18 protein-coding genes are annotated in these 18767 nt (G+C 50.0%); 13 read left to right on the top strand and 5 right to left on the bottom strand.

Annotated elements, in window-relative coordinates; genetic code table 11:
* The first annotated feature begins 8 nt into the window (after positions 1–8).
* The 3 genes from METTU_RS23935 to METTU_RS02685 all read left to right on the top strand — a co-directional run bounded on the left by METTU_RS23935 (position 9) and on the right by METTU_RS02685 (position 5927).
* The gene (locus tag METTU_RS23935; protein ID WP_006889755.1) at positions 9–3815 is read left to right on the top strand and encodes a PAS domain S-box protein; all 3807 of its coding nucleotides are present in this window, start codon (positions 9–11) and stop codon (positions 3813–3815) included.
* A complete protein-coding gene (locus METTU_RS02690; RefSeq protein WP_006889754.1) occupies positions 3808–4659 on the top strand; it encodes a response regulator in 852 nt (283 codons plus the stop codon). Before METTU_RS23935 ends, METTU_RS02690 begins: the two co-directional genes overlap by 8 nt.
* A gap of 263 nt (positions 4660–4922) precedes the next feature.
* Complete coding sequence (locus METTU_RS02685; protein WP_006889753.1) at positions 4923–5927, top strand: Lnb N-terminal periplasmic domain-containing protein; 1005 nt, start codon at positions 4923–4925, stop codon at positions 5925–5927.
* Between the two features lie 54 nt (positions 5928–5981).
* Here METTU_RS02685 and METTU_RS02680 read toward each other — a convergent pair whose 3' ends face one another.
* Together METTU_RS02680 and METTU_RS02675 are read right to left on the bottom strand one after the other, a co-directional pair.
* Positions 5982–6608 (bottom strand): septal ring lytic transglycosylase RlpA family protein, encoded by a 627-nt coding sequence (locus METTU_RS02680; protein WP_006889752.1) that lies wholly within the window; start codon positions 6606–6608, stop codon positions 5982–5984.
* Positions 6609–7324: 716 nt separating this feature from the next.
* Entirely contained in the window at positions 7325–7906 is a 582-nt protein-coding gene (locus METTU_RS02675) for an IMPACT family protein (RefSeq protein WP_436969935.1), read from the bottom strand.
* 224 nt (positions 7907–8130) lie between these two features.
* On the opposite strand from METTU_RS02675, the gene METTU_RS02670 reads away from it, so the two are divergent.
* From METTU_RS02670 to METTU_RS22110, 10 genes are all read left to right on the top strand, one after another.
* The gene (locus tag METTU_RS02670; RefSeq protein WP_006889750.1) at positions 8131–8859 is read left to right on the top strand and encodes a DUF3581 domain-containing protein; all 729 of its coding nucleotides are present in this window, start codon (positions 8131–8133) and stop codon (positions 8857–8859) included.
* A gap of 154 nt (positions 8860–9013) precedes the next feature.
* Entirely contained in the window at positions 9014–9478 is a 465-nt protein-coding gene (locus METTU_RS02665; RefSeq protein WP_006889749.1) for a GyrI-like domain-containing protein, read from the top strand.
* A gap of 52 nt (positions 9479–9530) precedes the next feature.
* Positions 9531–9863 (top strand): hypothetical protein, encoded by a 333-nt coding sequence (locus METTU_RS02660; protein ID WP_006889748.1) that lies wholly within the window; start codon positions 9531–9533, stop codon positions 9861–9863.
* Positions 9864–10721: 858 nt separating this feature from the next.
* Positions 10722–11072 (top strand): four-helix bundle copper-binding protein, encoded by a 351-nt coding sequence (locus METTU_RS22115; RefSeq protein WP_006889747.1) that lies wholly within the window; start codon positions 10722–10724, stop codon positions 11070–11072.
* A gap of 212 nt (positions 11073–11284) precedes the next feature.
* The gene (locus METTU_RS02650; RefSeq protein ID WP_006889746.1) at positions 11285–12637 is read left to right on the top strand and encodes a PQQ-dependent sugar dehydrogenase; all 1353 of its coding nucleotides are present in this window, start codon (positions 11285–11287) and stop codon (positions 12635–12637) included.
* A 92-nt stretch (positions 12638–12729) separates the two neighbouring features.
* Positions 12730–13335 carry a DUF502 domain-containing protein gene (locus METTU_RS02645; protein WP_006889745.1) on the top strand — a complete coding sequence of 202 codons (606 nt, stop codon included), beginning with the start codon at positions 12730–12732 and terminating at the stop codon, positions 13333–13335.
* Positions 13336–13482: 147 nt separating this feature from the next.
* The gene (locus tag METTU_RS02640; RefSeq protein WP_006889744.1) at positions 13483–14451 is read left to right on the top strand and encodes a hypothetical protein; all 969 of its coding nucleotides are present in this window, start codon (positions 13483–13485) and stop codon (positions 14449–14451) included.
* A 333-nt stretch (positions 14452–14784) separates the two neighbouring features.
* A complete protein-coding gene (locus tag METTU_RS02635) occupies positions 14785–15315 on the top strand; it encodes a BON domain-containing protein (RefSeq protein WP_006889743.1) in 531 nt (176 codons plus the stop codon).
* Positions 15316–15335: 20 nt separating this feature from the next.
* Positions 15336–15851, top strand: coding sequence for a hypothetical protein (locus METTU_RS02630; protein WP_006889742.1), 516 nt, complete (start codon positions 15336–15338; stop codon positions 15849–15851).
* A 139-nt stretch (positions 15852–15990) separates the two neighbouring features.
* The gene (locus tag METTU_RS22110) at positions 15991–16377 is read left to right on the top strand and encodes an N-6 DNA methylase (RefSeq protein WP_367301500.1); all 387 of its coding nucleotides are present in this window, start codon (positions 15991–15993) and stop codon (positions 16375–16377) included.
* A 27-nt stretch (positions 16378–16404) separates the two neighbouring features.
* Here METTU_RS22110 and METTU_RS02620 read toward each other — a convergent pair whose 3' ends face one another.
* Genes METTU_RS02620 through METTU_RS21530 form a run of 3 tightly spaced genes read right to left on the bottom strand, consistent with a single transcriptional unit; the run spans position 16405 to position 18655 of the window.
* Positions 16405–16779 carry a YfeK family protein gene (locus METTU_RS02620; RefSeq protein ID WP_006889741.1) on the bottom strand — a complete coding sequence of 125 codons (375 nt, stop codon included), beginning with the start codon at positions 16777–16779 and terminating at the stop codon, positions 16405–16407.
* Positions 16776–17534, bottom strand: a complete 759-nt coding sequence (locus METTU_RS02615; RefSeq protein ID WP_081466859.1) for a phospholipase D-like domain-containing protein — start codon at positions 17532–17534, stop codon at positions 16776–16778. The genes METTU_RS02620 and METTU_RS02615 overlap by 4 nt, the downstream gene beginning before the upstream one ends.
* A complete protein-coding gene (locus METTU_RS21530; protein ID WP_217182761.1) occupies positions 17510–18655 on the bottom strand; it encodes a phospholipase D-like domain-containing protein in 1146 nt (381 codons plus the stop codon). The genes METTU_RS02615 and METTU_RS21530 overlap by 25 nt, the downstream gene beginning before the upstream one ends.
* Between the last annotated feature and the right edge of the window lie 112 nt (positions 18656–18767).

Below are 18767 nucleotides of genomic sequence, written 5' to 3'. Positions count from 1 at the left end.
GGTAAACCATGTCCGAAAAAAATCTCGATTCCTCCATTATCAAGCCCGCTCCAGGCTCAGTTGAAGGCATCACCGAGGTCCGACGCCAGAAGGCACTGCTTAAAACAGGAGCCTTGCAGAACGCGATCCTCAATAGCGCCAATTTCTCAAGTATCGCCACCGACGAAAATGGCGTCATTCAAATATTCAATGTCGGTGCCGAGCGTATGCTGGGCTACATGTCCGTCGATGTCCTGAACAAGATCACCCCGGCCGATATTTCCGATCCGCAGGAAGTGATTGCGCGCGCTGAAGCATTAAGCGTCGAACTCGGAACCCCGATTACGCCGGGCTTCGAGGCATTGGTATTCAAAGCCTCACGCGGCATTGAGGATATTTACGAGTTGACCTACATCCGCAAGGACGGCAGTCGCTTCCCGGCTATCGTATCGGTCACGGCGCTACGCGATGCTCAAGGTGGAATCATCGGCTATCTATTGATCGGCACCGACAACACCGCGCGCAAGCTGGTCGAAGCAGAACGACAGCGTTTGCTTGAGATTCAGGAGGAAACGAATAAACAACAACAACAACAGACCAACGCCTTGCAGGCCAGTGAGGAAAGGCTTGCAGTTACGCTCAACTCCATCGGCGATGCAGTGATAGCCACCGATGCCGAAGCGCGTATAACACTCATGAATCCCCTTGCCGAACAGCTCACCGGTTGGACGCAGGTATCAGCCGCCGGTCGCCCGGTGGACGAGATTTTTCACATCGTCAACAAAGCTACCCGTCAACCCGCCGCTATCCCGGTCATGGAAACCTTGGCGCATGGCACGATACAGGGCCTGGCCAATCACACCGTACTGATTGCACGCGATGGCAGCGAGTGCGATATCGCCGACAGTTGCGCACCGATTCGCGACCGCGATGCTCAGATGATCGGCGCTGTGCTGGTGTTCCGCGATGTCTCCGGGGAATATGCAGTGCAGCATACCTTGCAAGTGCAGCAGGTCGAGTTGGAGCTGCAGAACGAGGAGCTACGCGATTCGCAGATGGCGCTGAGCATCTTGAGGACGCGCTATTTCGATCTCTATAATCTGGCTCCGATGGGCTATTGCACCTTAAGCGAGCAGGGTCAGATTCTGGAGGCCAATATCACTGCCGCCACCTTGCTGGGCTTGACTAAGGGACTGGTCAAGCCGCCAATATTCCGTTTTATCTTCAAGGAAGATGCGGACATCTACTACCGGCTGCACGAACGGCTCACTAAGACCGACGAACTCCAGACAGGCGAGCTGCGGATGGTGAAAGCCGACGGAACGCCAGCCTGGGTGCAGCTGTCTATCAGTGCAGCGCAGGACAATGATACACCCGTAATCCGCATCGTGATGATGGATATCAGCGAACGCAAGCGGACGGAAGAAGCTCTGTTCAAGGCGAGTGCATTGCAGAATGCAATTTTTAACAGCGCCAATTTCTCAAGCATCGCCACCGACGCGAAGGGCGTCATTCAGATCTTCAACGTCGGCGCGGAACACATGCTGGGCTATACCGCCGCCGACGTGATGAACAAGATCACCCCGGCTGAAATTTCCGACCCGCAGGAAGTGATCGCGCGTGCCAAGGCGTTGAGCGTCGAGCTCGGCACCCCGATTGAGCCGGGCTTCGAGGCGCTGGTGTTCAAGGCCTCGCGCGGCATCGAGGATATCTACGAGCTGACCTATATCCGCAAGGACGGCAGCCGCTTTCCGGCGGTGGTATCGGTCACGGCGTTGCGCGATGCGCAGGACACCATCATCGGCTACCTGCTCATTGGCACCGAGATCAAGGCGGGCGCCCTACAGAGCGCAATTTTCAACAGCGCCAACTTCTCGAGTATCGCCACCGACGCGAAGGGCGTGATTCAGATCTTCAACGTCGGCGCTGAGCGGATGCTGGGCTACACCGCCGCCGAAGTGATGAACAAGATTACCCCGGCTGAAATTTCCGATCCTCAGGAAGTGGTCGCGCGTGCCAAGGCGTTGAGCGTCGAGCTCGGCACCCCGATTGAGCCGGGCTTCGAGGCGCTGGTGTTCAAGGCCTCGCGCGGCATCGAGGATATTTACGAGCTGACCTATATCCGCAAAGACGGCAGTCGCTTTCCGGCGGTCGTGTCGGTCACGGCGCTACGCGATGCTCAAAATGCCATCATCGGCTATCTGTTGATCGGCACCGACAATTCCGCGCGGAAACAGGTTGAAGAGCAACTGCGGTGGACTGAGGAGAGTTTCCGGTTGATGGTGGAAAGCGTGACCGATTACGCCATTGTCATGCTGGATCCGGAGGGCCGCGTAGTGAGCTGGAACAGCGGCGCGCAACGGATCAAGGGCTACAGTGCCGAGGAAATCGTCGGTCAGCATTTCTCCAGATTTTATCCGCTTGAAGACATCGAACGCGGCACACCGCAGCGGGACCTGGACATCGTAACCGCCAGGGGACGGTTCGAGGACGAAGGTTGGCGGGTGCGCAAGAACGGCTCGACCTTCTGGGCCAATGTGGTCTATACGGCGATACGCGATCAGAGCGGCAATCTGCGCGGCTACGCCAAGCTGACACGGGATCTGACCGAACGCAAACGCCTGGATCAGGAGCTGGAGAGGGCCAAATCTGTGGCGGAAAAAGCCAACCTTGCCAAATCGGATTTCCTTTCCAGCATGAGCCATGAGCTGCGCACCCCGCTCAATGCTATCCTCGGCTTCGCCCAGTTGTTGGAGGCCGGGTCGCCGCCGCCAACAGATGCCCAAAAGATAAGGCTGCACCAGATTATCAAAGCAGGATGGTATCTGCTGGAACTCATTAACGAAATCCTCGATCTTGCGTTGATCGAGTCCGGCAAGCTATCGCTGTCCCGAGAACCTGTGGCGCTGATCGATGTCATCATCGAATGCCAGGCCATGATCGAACCGCAGGCGCAACAGCGTGATATCAAACTGACCTTTATCCCCTTCGACGAAACCTGGTTTGCCAGTGCCGATCGAACCCGGGTAAAGCAGGTTCTGATCAACCTGCTTTCCAATGCGATCAAATACAACCGCGAGCATGGAACGGTCGAGGTAAAGTGCATCGAGAGCACGCCGGAACGCTTACGCATCAGCGTCAAAGACACCGGTGAGGGATTGGCTCCGGAAAAACTGGCACAGCTCTTTCAGCCGTTCAATCGTCTCGGGCAAGAGTCTAGCGGCAAGGAAGGTACGGGCATCGGCCTGGTGGTCACCAAGCAACTGGTTGAATTGATGGGAGGCGCCATCGGCGTAGAAAGTACCGTCGGAGTGGGCAGCGAATTCTGGATCGACCTGCTCAGGGATGTTACACCGCAACTTGCCGCTGGAAATGCAATGTCCTCTGAACCCGCGCTGCAAACCCAGGAAAACGCGACGCCGCGCATCCTGCTCTATGTGGAAGACAATCCGGCCAACCTGATGCTGGTCGAGCAAATAATTGAGAGCCACCCACAGGTACGCATGCTGAGCGCGCGTGATGGCAATCTTGGCATAGCGCTGGCGCGCGCCCATCTCCCTGATGTGATCCTGATGGACATCAATTTGCCGGGTATCAGCGGCATCCAAGCCCTGAAAATTCTACGCAAAGATCCGGCAACAATGCATATCCCCGTCGTTGCCATCAGTGCCAATGCCATGCCGCGCGATATCGAGAAGGGACTGGAGGCGGGATTCTTCCGGTATCTCACCAAACCCATTCAGGTCAATGAATTTATGAACGCCTTGGACGATGCTCTGAAACTTTCTGAAATAGGCTTGGTCAATACCAATAAAACGGACAAATACGATGATTAGCGAACAAGAAATTCTTAACGCCGGCATTCTGATCGTTGACGATCAGCAATCCAATGTGCTTTTGCTTGAGGAAATGCTACGCGATGTCGGTTATGCTTGCATTGCGTCGACGATAGATCCCTATGCGGTCTGCGAGCTGCATCGCAAAAACCGCTACGACCTGATCCTGCTCGATCTGCAGATGCCTGACATGGATGGCTTCCAGGTAATGGAAGGCCTTAAGGAAATTGAAACGGATGGCTACCTTCCAGTACTCGTGATTACTGCCCAACCGGGCCACAAGCTGCGGGCGCTCGCTGCCGGCGCGAAAGACTTTGTCAGCAAACCGTTTGATCTGGTCGAAGTGCGGACGCGCATCCACAACCTGCTGGAAGTGCGGCTATTGTACAAAAAGCTAAGTAATTACAACAAGGAGCTGGAACAAACCGTGCTGGAACGGACCGCCGAACTATGTGAAAGCGAAGCGCGTTTTCGCCGTCTGACTGAGCTGTCGTCCGACTGGTATTGGGAACAGGACGAGAACGGACATTTCACCAAGGTTTACGGCCCGGTGCTTGAAATGCTCGGAATCCGGGTCGATGACGCGTTGGGCGAAACGAGGCAAGATCAGGGAATCCTCTGGAACGAAGCAGAACAAGAAATACTTGAAGCGAACCTGGCAGCCAGACGCCCCTTCCTTGACTTCGTCTACAGCCGGACCAACCCCGACGGCTCGCGGCAGTATTTAATGGTGAGCGGGGAACCGATGTTTGACCATTGCGGCCGCTTTACCGGCTACCGAGGGATCGGCAAGGACGTGACCGACACGATGCGCCCCAACGATAAATCGACCGATAATTTGTAGATCGTTACAACAATAAAATAATTGCACATTAAGCTTCATCAAGGTTTCGATTTCCAGTTTGAACTGAACTTCCAGTTGATTGATTTATTTCCGATTCAAGGTTTGAGGCGGTGTGTACTGTTGAAAAAATCAGTCAACCGTATTTGATACCCGTATTCCATTATTTACCATTGGAAAATTCAATTGCCTATAAAGCATATTTTGATTCAATGGCACGTTGAAGCATCGGGGACGTGGTTGCTCGCTTAGGCTTGGGTGGGATTATGAACAAATCAATCAAAGGATTTTTTCTTTCAGTCATGCTGATTGGAACAACAGTTTGGGGAGTGTTGGCTGTATATTATGGCGATTCCCGGACAGGATTGGCTCAAGCATATGTGGCTACGGCATTTGGCTTGTTTGGTTTTGCGGTATTAATGGGTGTTTTATGGTTTCGTTGGCGCATTCAATGGGTTCTGGGACATTTAATACTGTTTGTCGGCATCCTGGTTTGGTGGTTAGGAATTGCGCCTTCGAATGATCGAGCTTGGCAACCGGATACCATCCAACTTCCCTATGCTACTTTTGATGGGAGCACCGTCACGGTACACAATATCCGCAACTTCAATTATCGGAGTGAATTTGACTACCAACCGGCCTATTACGATAAATCCTATGATGTAACCAAGCTCGATGGCGTGGATCTCTTCGCCTTTTATTGGATGGGACCTGCCATAGCGCATACGATCATAAGTTTTAATTTCGGTGAACAGGATTTCCTGGCGGTCTCGATTGAGACTCGCAAAGAGTTGAATGAGGAATATTCGACAATTAAAGGATTTTTCCGCCAATACGAGCTTATTTACATCGTGGCCGACGAGCGCGATGTCATTCGATTGCGTAGCAACTATCGCAAAAATCCTCCCGAAGAGGGTTATCTATACCAACTAAAGGGCTCCAGGGAGAACGGACAACGCTTGTTTCTGGATTACCTGAAAAAGATCAATGAATTACACGAAAAACCGCAGTTTTATAATACCTTGCTGGACAATTGCACTACGGCTATTTGGGTCCGTTCATGGGGTAATACTGAACATTTGCCGTTTTCCTGGAAAATTCTGCTGAGCGGTTACCTGCCGGAATACCTCTATGAGTCGAAGCTGCTTGAACAGCAGCTGTCTTTATCAGAATTGCGACGACAGGCTTATATCAATACATTGGCTCAAGCCGCCGATCAGGCACCTGATTTTTCCAAGCGAATACGACCGGCTAATACGCCGAACCATTAATAATGGTTGCGTATTTAATGCGGGTGATGGGGTATTTTCCGCAGATTTAACCCATTACCGTCTATTCGATGGTGTACCGCTTTTTTCTCCCCGTTTTGTTTTTCTGGACTGGACGGTGCTGGCCTTCTTCTTGGTGGACTTAGTCTCGATTTTGACCTGAGTGGTGCCCCCCTCTTTCATTTCAAGCTTATTAGCCGCTGCGCTGGAAAGATCGATAACGCGATTCTCGGCATAAGGTCCACGGTCATTGATCCTGACCTCCACCTTCTTGCCATTCTCAAGGTTAGTCACTTTGGCTTCAGTCCCCATCGGTAAACTTGGATGGGCGGCCGTCATCTTTTTCTGGTCAAAAGTCTCGCCATTGGAGGTCTCCTGACCTTGGAATCCCGGCCCATACCATGATGCCTCGCCGACCTCCTTGTGAACAGGTTTGGCGGCAGCACTTTCTTTCCCTTGCGGCGTTTGTTTGTCTTGCTCGCTTGAGTATTCAGAGCTACAGCCGGAAAGAGCCAAGGCGCTGATCAAAGTTATTCGCGAGACGCTTAAAAGCCATTTGCGCAAGGACACGATAGCGCTGAGCGCTATCATCACCTTCCAAGACAAGCGCTTTGAACTGAAAATCAATCGGGGTTTCTCGTCGTCGAGCGAAGCGTCGTAATGTTGAACTATTTGATATGACATTGTTCTCTCCTGTCGAGGGAAATTACGGACAAATAATCTGTATAGCATTTGGCACCGCGCAGGGTATTCATGCCTGGGGGCCAAAGACACCCTATCCCTGTCGACGACCTGATGACATCGGTGGACGGTGACGCTGATGGTGTTGCGCGCGGTTCAGTATTTCAATTGTTTATAACGCGGCACAGTTGGTGAGAGGTCAGCTTTCCAAAAAAAGTTCGTCAAACACCACTACCCGATTCCCAAAAAAATGGTGTAAGTCAGAGCGACATGAACAGGAGCTGTGCATCCGTTTATCACATCTCGGTTAACCAACTAAGGACTCACAGCTGGATAAATTCTCTGCCGCAATGTTTTTGTCGATGCTTATTCACCATTATGATTTTACGATACGCCAAACTCCCAGTAGGGTCTGTACGCTAACGCACCAGAACATGGCAAAAAGCGTTAAAATTTTGCCAGTTTCATCCGAAAAGAGCGTCAAACCCTTCCACTAGTTATCACTATCTTATTGTTTAAATTACATCCACCATCCCAATTGACCGGTAAATATAGATGATGAATGTGCAAAAAATTCAACGCCGTTTTACATTCTAAGGACTCTGATCAGATCGGGGCCTTTTTTATTGGTACTCTCTGGTCCTTCTGTCTTCTTTGGATTACATCTTGTCTATCATTGATAATAACTCTAGCATCAAGTTTCTTATTCATGCAGCAGGTTATACAGGAGTAAATTGGCTTTCCAAGTCCCATTGCTTTTCAACAGGCAGTGTAACGGTTAGATGAATTTGTCCGGCAAATACTTGCTCAATAATTTGTCCATTAACTTTTTTCAATGCGTAATCAAAAGACTGAAATTTTTCATAATCAAGCGTGAAATGAAGTGTTGTCATTTCTATATAAGGTTGTAATGTCGATGCATCAATCACCTGTTTCGCCATATGTCCATAAGCTCTGGTAAGTCCTCCGGCCCCCAGCTTCACGCCACCAAAATAGCGGATCACTACAACGAGTGCATTAATGATATTTTTACCTTCAATGTATTGAAAAATCGGTTTTCCTGCTGTACCTGTAGGCTCACCTGCATCATGAAACCGATAAATAATGCCTTCATTTGTTTTTATACGGTAGGCAAAGGCAATATGATTGGCGTGTGGATGTTCGGCTTGTAACGTTTTTAATTGAGGCAAAACAACTTGATCGCTGGTGCAGGGAAAAATAACACTGATAAATCGTGATTTTTTTATAATATCTTCGAATGTATAGGATTCCGTAACATAAAACATTTTTGATTCTTTCAATTAAGTTTTGAGCATCTGCTATTCGATAATAACTGTTTCTCATCATATCAGCCGCATGCAGCTTTTCAATTACACTAATCTATAAGCAATAGAATTGTTTGAATTTAATTAGGAGGATATGATGCAGCTCCCTACAGATTCTCTGCGGAACTGGTTAATGAAACCGGACATGAGCACTTACTGACGTAGAATTATTCCTTGCACCCATATTAGTAAATAACAATATGTTTTTAAAAGATTTTTATAGTATTCATGATGGCAGTGTCAGTATTGTCGCCGAACAAGCCAGTATGTTTGCCAAAGAAGTGGCACATGATTTCAACCCTTTACACGATGTTGACGCCAAACGTTTTTGCGTGCCAGGCGATTTGTTGTTTTCAATGGCATTGGAGAAATATGGTCTTAGTCAAAATATGCACTTTATCTTTTCCGGCATGGTCGGACATGACGTATTATTGAACTTTCCCGACACCGATGCCGAGCTGATTGATGTGAACGACAATCAGGGGAAAACCTATTTGCAGATCGAACGTTCAGGAAGCATTAGTCGGGATTCAGTATTGATTGAAAGCTTTATTCGCGATTATGTGGCTTTTTCAGGGCAAAATTTTCCCTATGTGCTGGTGCCGTTATTAGCCCAAGAAAATGTTATGTTTAACATCAACCGGCCACTAGTCATTTACGAAAGCATGACCCTGTCATTTGATCATCTTGATTTTCAGCAAGCGTCCGTGGAAATGCTGGAACCGAAGATAGAAGTCAACGGCAAACGCGCTTCGGCTTTTTTACACTTTCAGATCAAGGCGGGCGGAGATGTGGTCGGCACAGGCTTTAAAAAACTAGCGATCAGTGTGCCGAGTGATTATGAAGCTGAGCCGATGCAGGCATTTGTCGATGAATATCTAGCCAGGAAAAACGACTATCTAGATAACTTGATGCTGGTAGCCAGCTAATTACGCATGTCGACCGGCAAAGCCACCAGTGATGCATGATCGTAAACTATTACTGACTTCCGCGGCTGGTCGCAGTCGGCCATGAACTGAAGTTTAAAGTTGCCAGTCAATTTACTTGATGGCACGACGCCTGATCATTATCTTTGGAGGTTATATGATTGATACACCACAGCTCATTCAAACAGAAGAACAATTAACAGCAGTCATTCATCTCACCGTTCCCCGTGCTGAAATCAGCAATGTCATGGGACCTGCCATTGCTGAAATAATGTCCACCATTGCTGCTCAAGGCGTCACTATTAACGGACCGTGCTTTTCTTACCACCAGAAAAGACCAACCGACATTTTTGATTTCGAGGTGGGTTTCCCCGTTAATCAGCCAATCACTCCTGCCGGTCGCATTAAGATGAGCAAATTGCCCGCCGTAAAAGTCGTCCGGACTATTTATCAAGGTAGTTATGAAGGGCTTGGTGCAGCCTGGGGTGAGTTTTGCAAATGGATTGAAACCGAGGGGCTTAATGTGCAAGAAAGCCTATGGGAATGCTATCTAACAGACCCTGGGTCCAATCCAGATCCGGATACATGGCGCACTGAACTTAATCGTCCGTTGAGTGAATAAAGGCTCCGGCAGGTGCTCAACTGGAATGAAATAAATCAAAGAACTTAACAAGATGAGATTAAAAGAAAAAGAGGTTGAAGCAGGCTATTTATATTTGACCACTGTCAATCAATATCGTGCTGTACTCGCGATGAAAGGTGAATTTTTGATTTATGCTCCCAGTTTGGAAGGGACTGCACCATTGAATCTGGATTCTACAAAAATGCCGTTTGAAAATATGCCATTCAAGAAGTGCCAAATCGTTACTTTTGCCAAAAAGGATTATCAAGTGTTTAACTTCAATGGCACTGAAGCTATCAAACATAAATTGAATGAATTACAACTAGCAGAAGCAATAGTGCAGTGTAATGCCAAGCCTGCTATTGCTACACTGTTAGCAGAATAAAGCAGTTACAACAGAAAAATTTATAGGCTAAATTTAACCTGACAGACACTTCTAAAAATCAGTAACTGTCAGATTAGGTTTGAACCACTACATTTTAGAGGTGGTTTTTTGAGAACTTACAACCCGATGGAATTAATCATTTTTTCATCTGGAAATCATACTCTCCACGCAAGTCACAATGACTCCATCACCACAAAGAATATGGATGTGTCACGTTCAGCCCTGCTATATTTCATCAATTCGCGTGAATTACACTGACATTCGCGGTTTTTATGACTGATAGCGCAGATATAAATTCCCAGGAATTTTAGAGCCTTTGGTTGATTAGCACCCCATTTATGTGGCGTTTTTTGCAGCTATGTGCATAACTACGCCTACTGGAAAATATTCATTATCGTTTGACATGTCGACCCCTCAACGTCCGTAATCGGCCTGTAGTGCCAGTTGGTTCGCTAAAATCGACGGACCGCTTTTCGTGGTTATTCGGCAGGCAAACTGCGTTGATTAATCAAATTCGTGGATTACTTAAGTGAACAAGAAATTCAGTTCTTTCTGGTTTCGTTATTCCACGCATGAAATAATGAAATAGTGATTTTTAAATACTTGATTTTTAATGGTTATAATTTAAGCGCGTTTGCCCTGACCATTACACACCTACTTTTACCCCGCAGAAGACTCTTCTCTTACGGCTTACGCAGAACCTACTCTGCCTATGTGTTCTACCGAACCGACTGCGGCTAGTTTTACGGCTAAAGTCCTTTCATGTTTTGACGCGCCCTAGTGCTTCGAAGCTTGGTCCTGGGTCGAGAGGACTTGTCCATCTTCGACCGCGTTTGCTCTTTAACGTAGGAGAATTTCATGAAACAGCCAACTCATACTGAACACGCCATGCAAGCCTGTATAGAGGCTTGTAGTCATTGTCATCAAGTCTGCCTGCAATCCGCAATGAACCACTGTCTTAAGACCGGCGGAAAGCATGTCGAGGCGGAACACTTCCGTCTCATGATCAGCTGCGCCGAGATCTGCCAGACATCGGCTAATTTGCAGCTCAGTAGCTCCAAATTTTCGCATCGTCTTTGCGAGGTCTGTGCCGAAGTCTGTGAGGCATGTGCGGCGGATTGCAAGAAGATCGGCGATATGGATGAATGCGTCGAGGCCTGTGAGAAATGTGCTAAAAGTTGCCGGGAAATGGCGAGCGCTCAGCACTAAGGATTTGGTTGAAAATAACTTCCCGAAACCACTATTTTGGATCATCGAGCCGTTCGTGCTGAGCTTGTCGAAGCATGATCGGCTTGACGCGGTAGGCCGAAATTTTCCCGCTCACCCTTCGACAAGCTCAGGGCGAACGGAAAAATTTCACTTAATCCATATCGGGAAGTTATTACTGACCATATCCTAAGCGTAAATAGGACTCTGTGGCTATGTCTCCAAAACGTTCAGTGTTATCCACGTTGATAGCGGCAGCTCTAACGGCATGTGGCGAGGTGGCGCAGTTGCCGATCTCCGCGGGCGTCGGCCCTCATCCACAACTGCCGCCGCCCAACCCGACGTTGATTCCCACGGTAAACATCGCTCCAGCCAAGGGCTGGCCGGAGAATGAAAAACCGGTCGCGGCGCCAGGAATGGCCGTAAACGCCTTTGCCGCCGGACTCGATCACCCGCGCTGGCTTTATGTGCTGCCCAACGGTGACGTATTGGTCGCCGAGACCAATGCACCGCCAAAACCGGAGGATGGCAAGGGCATCAAAGGTTGGTTAATGAAGCGGGTCATGAACCAAGCGGGTGCGGGCGTAGCCAGCGCCAATCGCATCACCCTGCTGCGCGATGCCGATGGCGACGGCGTAGCCGAAACTCGATCGGTGTTCATTGACGGACTAAACTCGCCGTTCGGCATGGCGCTGATTGGCAATGATTTCTACGTAGCCAACTCGGATGCGGTGGTGAGGTTTCCCTATATCGAAGGCGAAATTCGGATCACTCAACCGGGAACCAAGGTACTGGATCTACCGGCGGGTCCAATCAATCACCACTGGACCAAAAACCTCATAGCCAGTCGGGACGGGGCACGGCTCTATGTGACGGTGGGATCGAACAGTAATGCCGCTGAAAACGGCATTGAGCAAGAGGTCGGTCGCGCTGCCATCTGGGAGGTAGATCCAAAACGCGGAAACTATCGCATTTACGCGTCAGGTCTGCGCAATCCCAACGGACTAGCCTGGGAGCCGGATGGCGGGACACTTTGGACCGTGGTCAATGAACGCGATGAACTTGGCAGCGATCTGGTTCCGGATTACCTAACTTCGGTACCCGACGGTAGTTTCTTCGGCTGGCCTTACAGCTACTATGGCCGGCATCTGGACGAACGAGTGCAGCCTCAGCGACCCGACCTGGTCGCCAAGGCCAGAATGCCGGATTATGCACTCGGGCCACACACCGCTTCACTTGGTTTGGCTTTTTCCAAGAGTGCCGCATGGCCGACACCACTCGACAATGGGGCTTTCATCGGTCAACACGGTTCATGGAATCGCAAACCACGTAGTGGCTACCGGGTAATCTTTGTACCTTTTAGAGGTGGCAAACCCTTCGGAGAGCCGATCGATGTGCTGACGGGCTTTGTTAGCGCCAATGGCGATGCATTCGGGCGGCCCGTGGGCGTCGCGCTCGACAAGCATTCGGCGTTGCTGGTCGCCGATGATGTCGGCAACATAATCTGGCGCGTGACGGCGTCGCCCATGGCCCCTGGTTCAATACGCGTAACATCAATGGAACGCTAAATCTTAGTACATGCCCTATAAAAATTTAAATGATTTGCCCGAACCGGTGCGGGCCTTACCAACGCATACACTACATTAATTGGAAATTTAACATGAAACCGATCAGCAAAACTTTTATCAAAGGGTTAATCGCTATTATCCCAATTACACTCACCCTCTATTTGCTCTTCTGGCTTGCCGGCACTGCGGAATTGGTGCTGGGAAATATCTTCAAGTTTTTCTTCCCAGACAGTTGGTACATAAAAGGCTTCGGGTTTGTTTTAGGACTGGTTGCGGTGTTTTTTGTTGGAGGCTTTCTGGAGTCCCAGGCTTTCCTGACACGATTCAATAAATTTGAAGCACTGGTGATACAGATTCCCTTTATTAAAATCATATATACGGCAACCCGTGATTTTATGTCTCTTTTCTCCAGTGAGCAGGAAGGAAAATTCAAGCAAGTGGTATTGGTCAAAATGCCTACCGGCAATGGACAGCAGATAGGCTTTGTTACAGTTTCGGATTTTAAGGAGTTTTCATATGGTTTTATTGCTGATAACCAGATTGCCGTATTTCTGCCATTCAGTTACCAGGTGGGCGGATTCACGGTTATTGTGTCACGTGAAAATGTGGTGGAATTAGATATGTCTGTTGAGGACGCTCTGCGCTTTATCGCAACGGCTGGCGTTGTAGCCGATCAACGTATTGACAGACTTCCCTAGGACTACCCCGTCCAAACAATAAGGAGTCCATAACAATGTCAAAGTCGGGCTGTTCAATCTTTATTTTCCGTTATGTACGATGGCGTACAGATGCGTGGCGACGACCCGCGCAATACTATTTCAAACGCAATTTTCAGGAGATTCATCATGACCTATCCTAATAACTCAGTCGTAAACGAATTTGGGGGTGAACGTACCTTATCCGGTGTCTACCCAGAATCCATGCATGCCAATGCAAGTGCTGTGTCGTGGAGCGCCATTTTTGCTGGAGCAGCGGCGACAGCAGCCCTGGCGTTGATTCTTTTGATGCTGGGAACAGGTTTAGGTCTGTCCTCGGTGTCGCCTTGGGCCTACAGCGGCGTAAGTGCAACCACTTTCGGCGTATCGTCCATACTGTGGCTGACCTTTACGCAACTCGTTGCTTCAGGAATGGGTGGCTACCTCGCCGGCAGGCTGAGGACAAAGTGGGTTTCGGTACATACGGACGAGGTCTACTTCCGCGACACTGCTCACGGCTTCCTGGCTTGGGCGGTCGCCGCGCTTGCAACCGCCGCACTACTGACATCCGTGATTGGATCGATTGTCAGTGGTGGAATTCAGGCTGGGGGAGTCGCTACTACAGCGGCTACCGCCACAACTAGCGGGATGGCGGGTGGATCGGAAATGGCGAAATGGGAGCCTATGAAGTACTTCGTGGATTCGCTGTTCCGAAAGGACGTCAATGTGTCTGTAACCGTTTTAACTCCCGACGAAAGCGGCGGCATGTCTAGCGTTATTTCTGAGCCAAGCGCTGCCGTATACAGAACCGAAGTTGCCCGTATCTTCATGAACAGCATTCACACGGGACCATTGCCCGCAGAAGACCTTCGGTATGTCGGTCAGGTTGTCGCACAGCGCACCGGTCTGACACAGCTGGATGCTGAAAAACGAGTGGTTGATACCTATGCACGCATACAGGCCAAGCTTAGCGAAGCGGAAACTGCGGCTAAAGAAGCTGCCGACTCCGCACGCAAAGCTTTTGTCTATGCGTCGCTGTGGCTGTTCATCTCGTTGCTCATCGGGGCATTCGTCGCCAGCTTTGCGGCTACTTATGGCGGCCGGCAGCGTGACATGTAATTACATTTACAACTAACTTAGGAGACAAACAATGCGCTCAATACTTTTGTACCTTCTCGGCATCCCCATCCCCATCATTATTCTGATTGCGTTGTTCGTGCGTTAGACGCGTTCAACATGCTGATGGGCGCGACGCGCAGGGTTGGACCTGCCGTTCGTGGCGAGCAGTAAGTCTATCGAACAGTTGAACGAATAAGTCTTAACTTATGGCTAGGTCATCGTTAAGCATTGAAAAACAACTCATACCGCATTAGGCAACGCAGTCTCAGCAAAGTCTTTACGGTTTTTTAAGAGTAACTACCTGATTTAACATTCATTCAAAGGAGAACCGCCATGCAAACCCTGGACAACATAAACAACACCGACGACTCAGTTAAGCGTAAGGACTTCACTATGCCGAAGCGATTAGGGTTATTCACATTCGCCTTGACGGCGAGCCTGTTGCTGGTGACCGGCTGCGCCCGAGACGAACCGATCACTAATACGCCGCCAGCAGAACCTCGTGCTTCAGAACTCGAACATATCGAACGCAATGTTCAACAGAGGCCGACACCTCCCCCCAATTCGAATCTAGAAAATACCGATCGCAATGTTCGCGACAGTAGCGGCGCCACTCTCACCCCGGAAGATCAAGGCGCAAATCCTGGAGATCGTAAGATCACTGCGGCCATCCGCCGAACCATCGTCAAAGACGAATCACTGTCACTGGACGCTCACAACGCCAAAATCATCACCCGCAACGGTGTTGTAACCCTACGCGGCCCTGTCGAAAATGCTGCGGAAAAAAACACACTGCAATCAATCGCCAAAAAAATACGGGGAGTGAAGCAGGTGGATAATCAACTCGAAATCAAAGCACCTTAACCAGCATTAGGAGATAAATCATGAAAAAAGCAGTTTTTTGTATCGCCAAAAATATCGAACAGGCAGAACATATTGTCAGCCAGTTGAAAACAGCCGGTTTCTCGAATAACGATATTTCCGTGCTGTTCCCGGACAAATCCAGTACCAAGGACTTCGCCCATGAAAAGCACACCAAGGCCCCCGAAGGGGCGGCTATCGGCGGAGCAACCGGCATTGGTGTGGGTGCTGTGCTGGGATGGCTGGCGGGTATCGGTAGCCTGGCCATTCCTGGAGTCGGTCCATTTATTGCTGCCGGGCCGATCATGGGAGCCTTGAGCGGTGCGGCAGTGGGTGCGGCTACCGGCGGCATTACCGGCGCTTTGGTCGGCTTGGGCATTCCAGAATATGAAGCCAAACGCTATGAGGGAAAGATCAAGGGAGGAAGCGCTTTGATTTCTGTGCATACGGAAAGTTCCGAAGAGCGTTCGAATGCGAAGGAAATCTTCGAAGAGGCCCATGCGGAAGATATTTCATCGACCGGTGAAAGCAGCGTATAAGCGATTAGAAGGCGTTGACGGTTTTATAAACAACATAAGATCGTTAATCGACTTGGATTTGTATTTAACATCTGTTCACATTCTTATCCGAGTTTTTTGTCCATAAAATTCCGGGACTCGGTAAAGGGTGTGAGCGGTTATAGCCGCTCCCGGAGTTCTTCTTGAGCCCCTGTCTCGCAGCGGCCGTGAGCATTTCACGTCCAGTAAGGTCATTAAGTTGATGACCTTACTGGTCTTCATTCCGATTAAGGACCCGTTACACAACCCACTCACGATCTACGACCCCGCATGCAGTAGCAGTGGCATGCTCACCGACTCCAAAGACGAGATCAAAGCCAAGGCTGGTGTGTACCTATACGGCAAAGAGATAAACCCGGAAACCTACGGCATTTGCAAATCAGACATGAGGATCAAGGGCAACGATCCCGAGAACATCCTGTTCGGTTCCTGCTCCATGTTGTTGAGATACTTGAGCTGCCGGGATCTTGATCGAGATTTTTCTGTCGGCATTGACCACTCGGCTTGACCCATTGGGTGACAGAACCGCCGTCCCCTAAAAAGTCCTAAAACGCGCAAGTTCGTCGCTCAGCCATTGTTTGCTCGTCACGGTTGCGCCACCATTACAACTCACCTCATAAGGTTGACCGCTAAGACTGCTTTCCGTGGCAGCCTTTTCAATAAAGTCTTCGGTGGTTTTGATCATATTTCTTGCCACCAGGTATTTGTATTTGTCGCGTAAATGCATTTGCGCCGCTTTCGAGTTGTGCCAGGTGCCGTTGCGATTAAGCTCACATCCGGAAGATCCCTCGACAAAGCCAAGCAGAAAGTTCACTTCTATTTGCACATTTACCGGGGGCTGCGCACGCGCAACTGGCACCAGCAAGAGTTCCAGTATTAGCATCAAACCCGTTATCAATCGTATGTTCATAATTCATCATCCAGTGGCAGTAGAGATAAAATATTGACCTTGATTCTTTGCCAGTCACTCCGAGCAGGTTCTGTATCGTACTCGACGACTTTTGCGCCTTCCTGGGTTTTCCACATTAAACTTGGATCCCCCTCGCTGTTCGGACGCAATGCCAGCCTGTAGGAATTGACCGGCTGCACCATGGCTTCGAAACGCGCAGCAACCTGTTGGGCCAGCGCAGGACTGTCAATGATCAAGCCAAACTCAGTGTTGAGGTGCATCGATCGCTGGTCGAAGTTCATTGATCCTATAAACAGCCTCTGGCGGTCAAATACAAACAGTTTCGCGTGCAGGGAATAGTTCCCATATCGCGATATCGCCGCCGTTTCACCGCTACCTCTGGCATTACCCAGAAGTGAGCGGATCTCATAGAGCTCCACGCCATTCTCAAGCAGAGGCACACGATAATGGATGTAGCCAGACTGCGCCAGCAACATCGGCGATGACTCGAGTGAGTTGGTCAGGATGCGTACACGTACGTTGCGTTGGCGCAGGTCTTTGAACAGCTGCATTCCTTCGTCCCCCGGTATCAGATAAGGCGTGACCATCAGCAACTCGGACTGCACCGAGTTGGTGGCATTGGCCACCGCCTGCTGCATCAGACTACCCATCATCGCTCCATTTTCCACTTTCTTCTTGTCGGGGCTATCGCTGAAAATCTTGGAAGCGGAGCACCGCGTAGCGAAGATTTTTAGTCCGCAGAAGCGATAGCGCATGTGTTTTCACGAAGCGCTTTTTGCGTAGTGAAAATGCAGGCTTTCCGACATCGCGTCGAGTCATTGCGAGAATGATGTTGGATACCCCTTGCTGGGTATCCAACGAATGAAGCAGGACGGCTGGGGCCGCCGGAGGCATTGGCTGCCGCGTAATTTTTGCCGCTTGCTTGGGCTGGGATGCCCAAAACAAGCTTTCGCAAAAATAGCGGCACTTTCACGTAGACCAGTTCAGCGTGCGCCCATATCAGGGGCAAGCGGCCGAAGATTATCCTGTCAAATAGCTCGCCGGTTGCAACCCGCCTCACATAGTCGATACCATCCGTCTTCAACTGTTGGTCATGTTCGTGCAATACCTCGCGAAGCTCGTCCAACGCTGCATTAGACGACTTTTGTCCTGAAAGCGCCTCGGCGGGAATCGACAGGGCACTGTTCCAGTACTCGTCGAAAGTCGACGAGAGCCGTTGAGCGATAGGACCGGCGGCAAATACGTCGTCATCGGCGAATTGGGACTCAGGGTCGATCTGAAAGAATTGATCACCTATATTGCGTCCGCCTATGAGCGCTATTGCATTGTCTACAACGAGCAATTTATTGTGCATTCTGTAGTCGAGCCGGGAGGCATTGAACATGAATTCCATGGCTCTAAACAGCTTGGTATGGCCGCGATACGCGAATGGATTGAAAACTCGAATCTCGACTGCAGGATGCGCATCAAGCGCTGTAATCTGATCGTCACCGGCCACCGTTTCGCCATCGTCGATCAGCACGCGTACGCGCACCCCGCGATCAGCCGCATGCAGCACAGCGTCGGTAAGCAGCTGGCCAGTTTTGTCCCCGCGAAAAATGAAATATTGAAGGTCGAGTGTTCGTTCTGCGGCATTGATCATTTGCATCCGGATCAGGAACCCGTCGGCGCCTACCGGGACGATACGAAATCCAGAGTTGCCACCCTGTTGGCGTCCTGTATTGTCAAACTGGCGACCGAGCCGAGTCTCCTCAGGATGAGAGAGCGCCGAAGACGCGGTTTTTGGAAAGTCGATGCCGGGAGGAAGCGAAGCGCATCCACTGAGGACTGCGACTATCAGTACGACAAGTGAAAAGTGGAATCGGCCGATCATCATTATTTTCCAGCGTGGTCGGCACACTTGTCCGGACGCGTGGGTGCCCGCAGTGCACTAGCCGGGTAGGTCAGGTGCATCGCACCTCGATCATCAATTGGGTTTACTGACTTTG

It is taken from the genome of Methylobacter tundripaludum SV96, assembly GCF_000190755.2.
In the GTDB taxonomy this organism is placed as follows: Bacteria; Pseudomonadota; Gammaproteobacteria; order Methylococcales; family Methylomonadaceae; genus Methylobacter_A; species Methylobacter_A tundripaludum.
This window is presented reverse-complemented; position numbering and strand designations above follow the sequence as displayed.

What these genes read in the sequence shown, in the direction of transcription:
- METTU_RS23935 (WP_006889755.1), top strand. Translation starts at nt 9, where the DNA reads ATGTCCGAAAAAAATCTCGATTCCTCCATTATCAAGCCCGCTCCAGGC.
- METTU_RS02690 (WP_006889754.1), top strand. Translation starts at nt 3,808, where the DNA reads ATGATTAGCGAACAAGAAATTCTTAACGCCGGCATTCTGATCGTTGAC.
- METTU_RS02685 (WP_006889753.1), top strand. Translation starts at nt 4,923, where the DNA reads ATGAACAAATCAATCAAAGGATTTTTTCTTTCAGTCATGCTGATTGGA.
- METTU_RS02680 (WP_006889752.1), bottom strand. Translation starts at nt 6,608, where the DNA reads ATGTCATATCAAATAGTTCAACATTACGACGCTTCGCTCGACGACGAG.
- METTU_RS02670 (WP_006889750.1), top strand. Translation starts at nt 8,131, where the DNA reads ATGTTTTTAAAAGATTTTTATAGTATTCATGATGGCAGTGTCAGTATT.
- METTU_RS02665 (WP_006889749.1), top strand. Translation starts at nt 9,014, where the DNA reads ATGATTGATACACCACAGCTCATTCAAACAGAAGAACAATTAACAGCA.
- METTU_RS02660 (WP_006889748.1), top strand. Translation starts at nt 9,531, where the DNA reads ATGAGATTAAAAGAAAAAGAGGTTGAAGCAGGCTATTTATATTTGACC.
- METTU_RS22115 (WP_006889747.1), top strand. Translation starts at nt 10,722, where the DNA reads ATGAAACAGCCAACTCATACTGAACACGCCATGCAAGCCTGTATAGAG.
- METTU_RS02650 (WP_006889746.1), top strand. Translation starts at nt 11,285, where the DNA reads ATGTCTCCAAAACGTTCAGTGTTATCCACGTTGATAGCGGCAGCTCTA.
- METTU_RS02645 (WP_006889745.1), top strand. Translation starts at nt 12,730, where the DNA reads ATGAAACCGATCAGCAAAACTTTTATCAAAGGGTTAATCGCTATTATC.
- METTU_RS02640 (WP_006889744.1), top strand. Translation starts at nt 13,483, where the DNA reads ATGACCTATCCTAATAACTCAGTCGTAAACGAATTTGGGGGTGAACGT.
- METTU_RS02635 (WP_006889743.1), top strand. Translation starts at nt 14,785, where the DNA reads ATGCAAACCCTGGACAACATAAACAACACCGACGACTCAGTTAAGCGT.
- METTU_RS02630 (WP_006889742.1), top strand. Translation starts at nt 15,336, where the DNA reads ATGAAAAAAGCAGTTTTTTGTATCGCCAAAAATATCGAACAGGCAGAA.
- METTU_RS02620 (WP_006889741.1), bottom strand. Translation starts at nt 16,779, where the DNA reads ATGAACATACGATTGATAACGGGTTTGATGCTAATACTGGAACTCTTG.
- METTU_RS02615 (WP_081466859.1), bottom strand. Translation starts at nt 17,534, where the DNA reads ATGCGCTATCGCTTCTGCGGACTAAAAATCTTCGCTACGCGGTGCTCC.
- METTU_RS21530 (WP_217182761.1), bottom strand. Translation starts at nt 18,655, where the DNA reads ATGATGATCGGCCGATTCCACTTTTCACTTGTCGTACTGATAGTCGCA.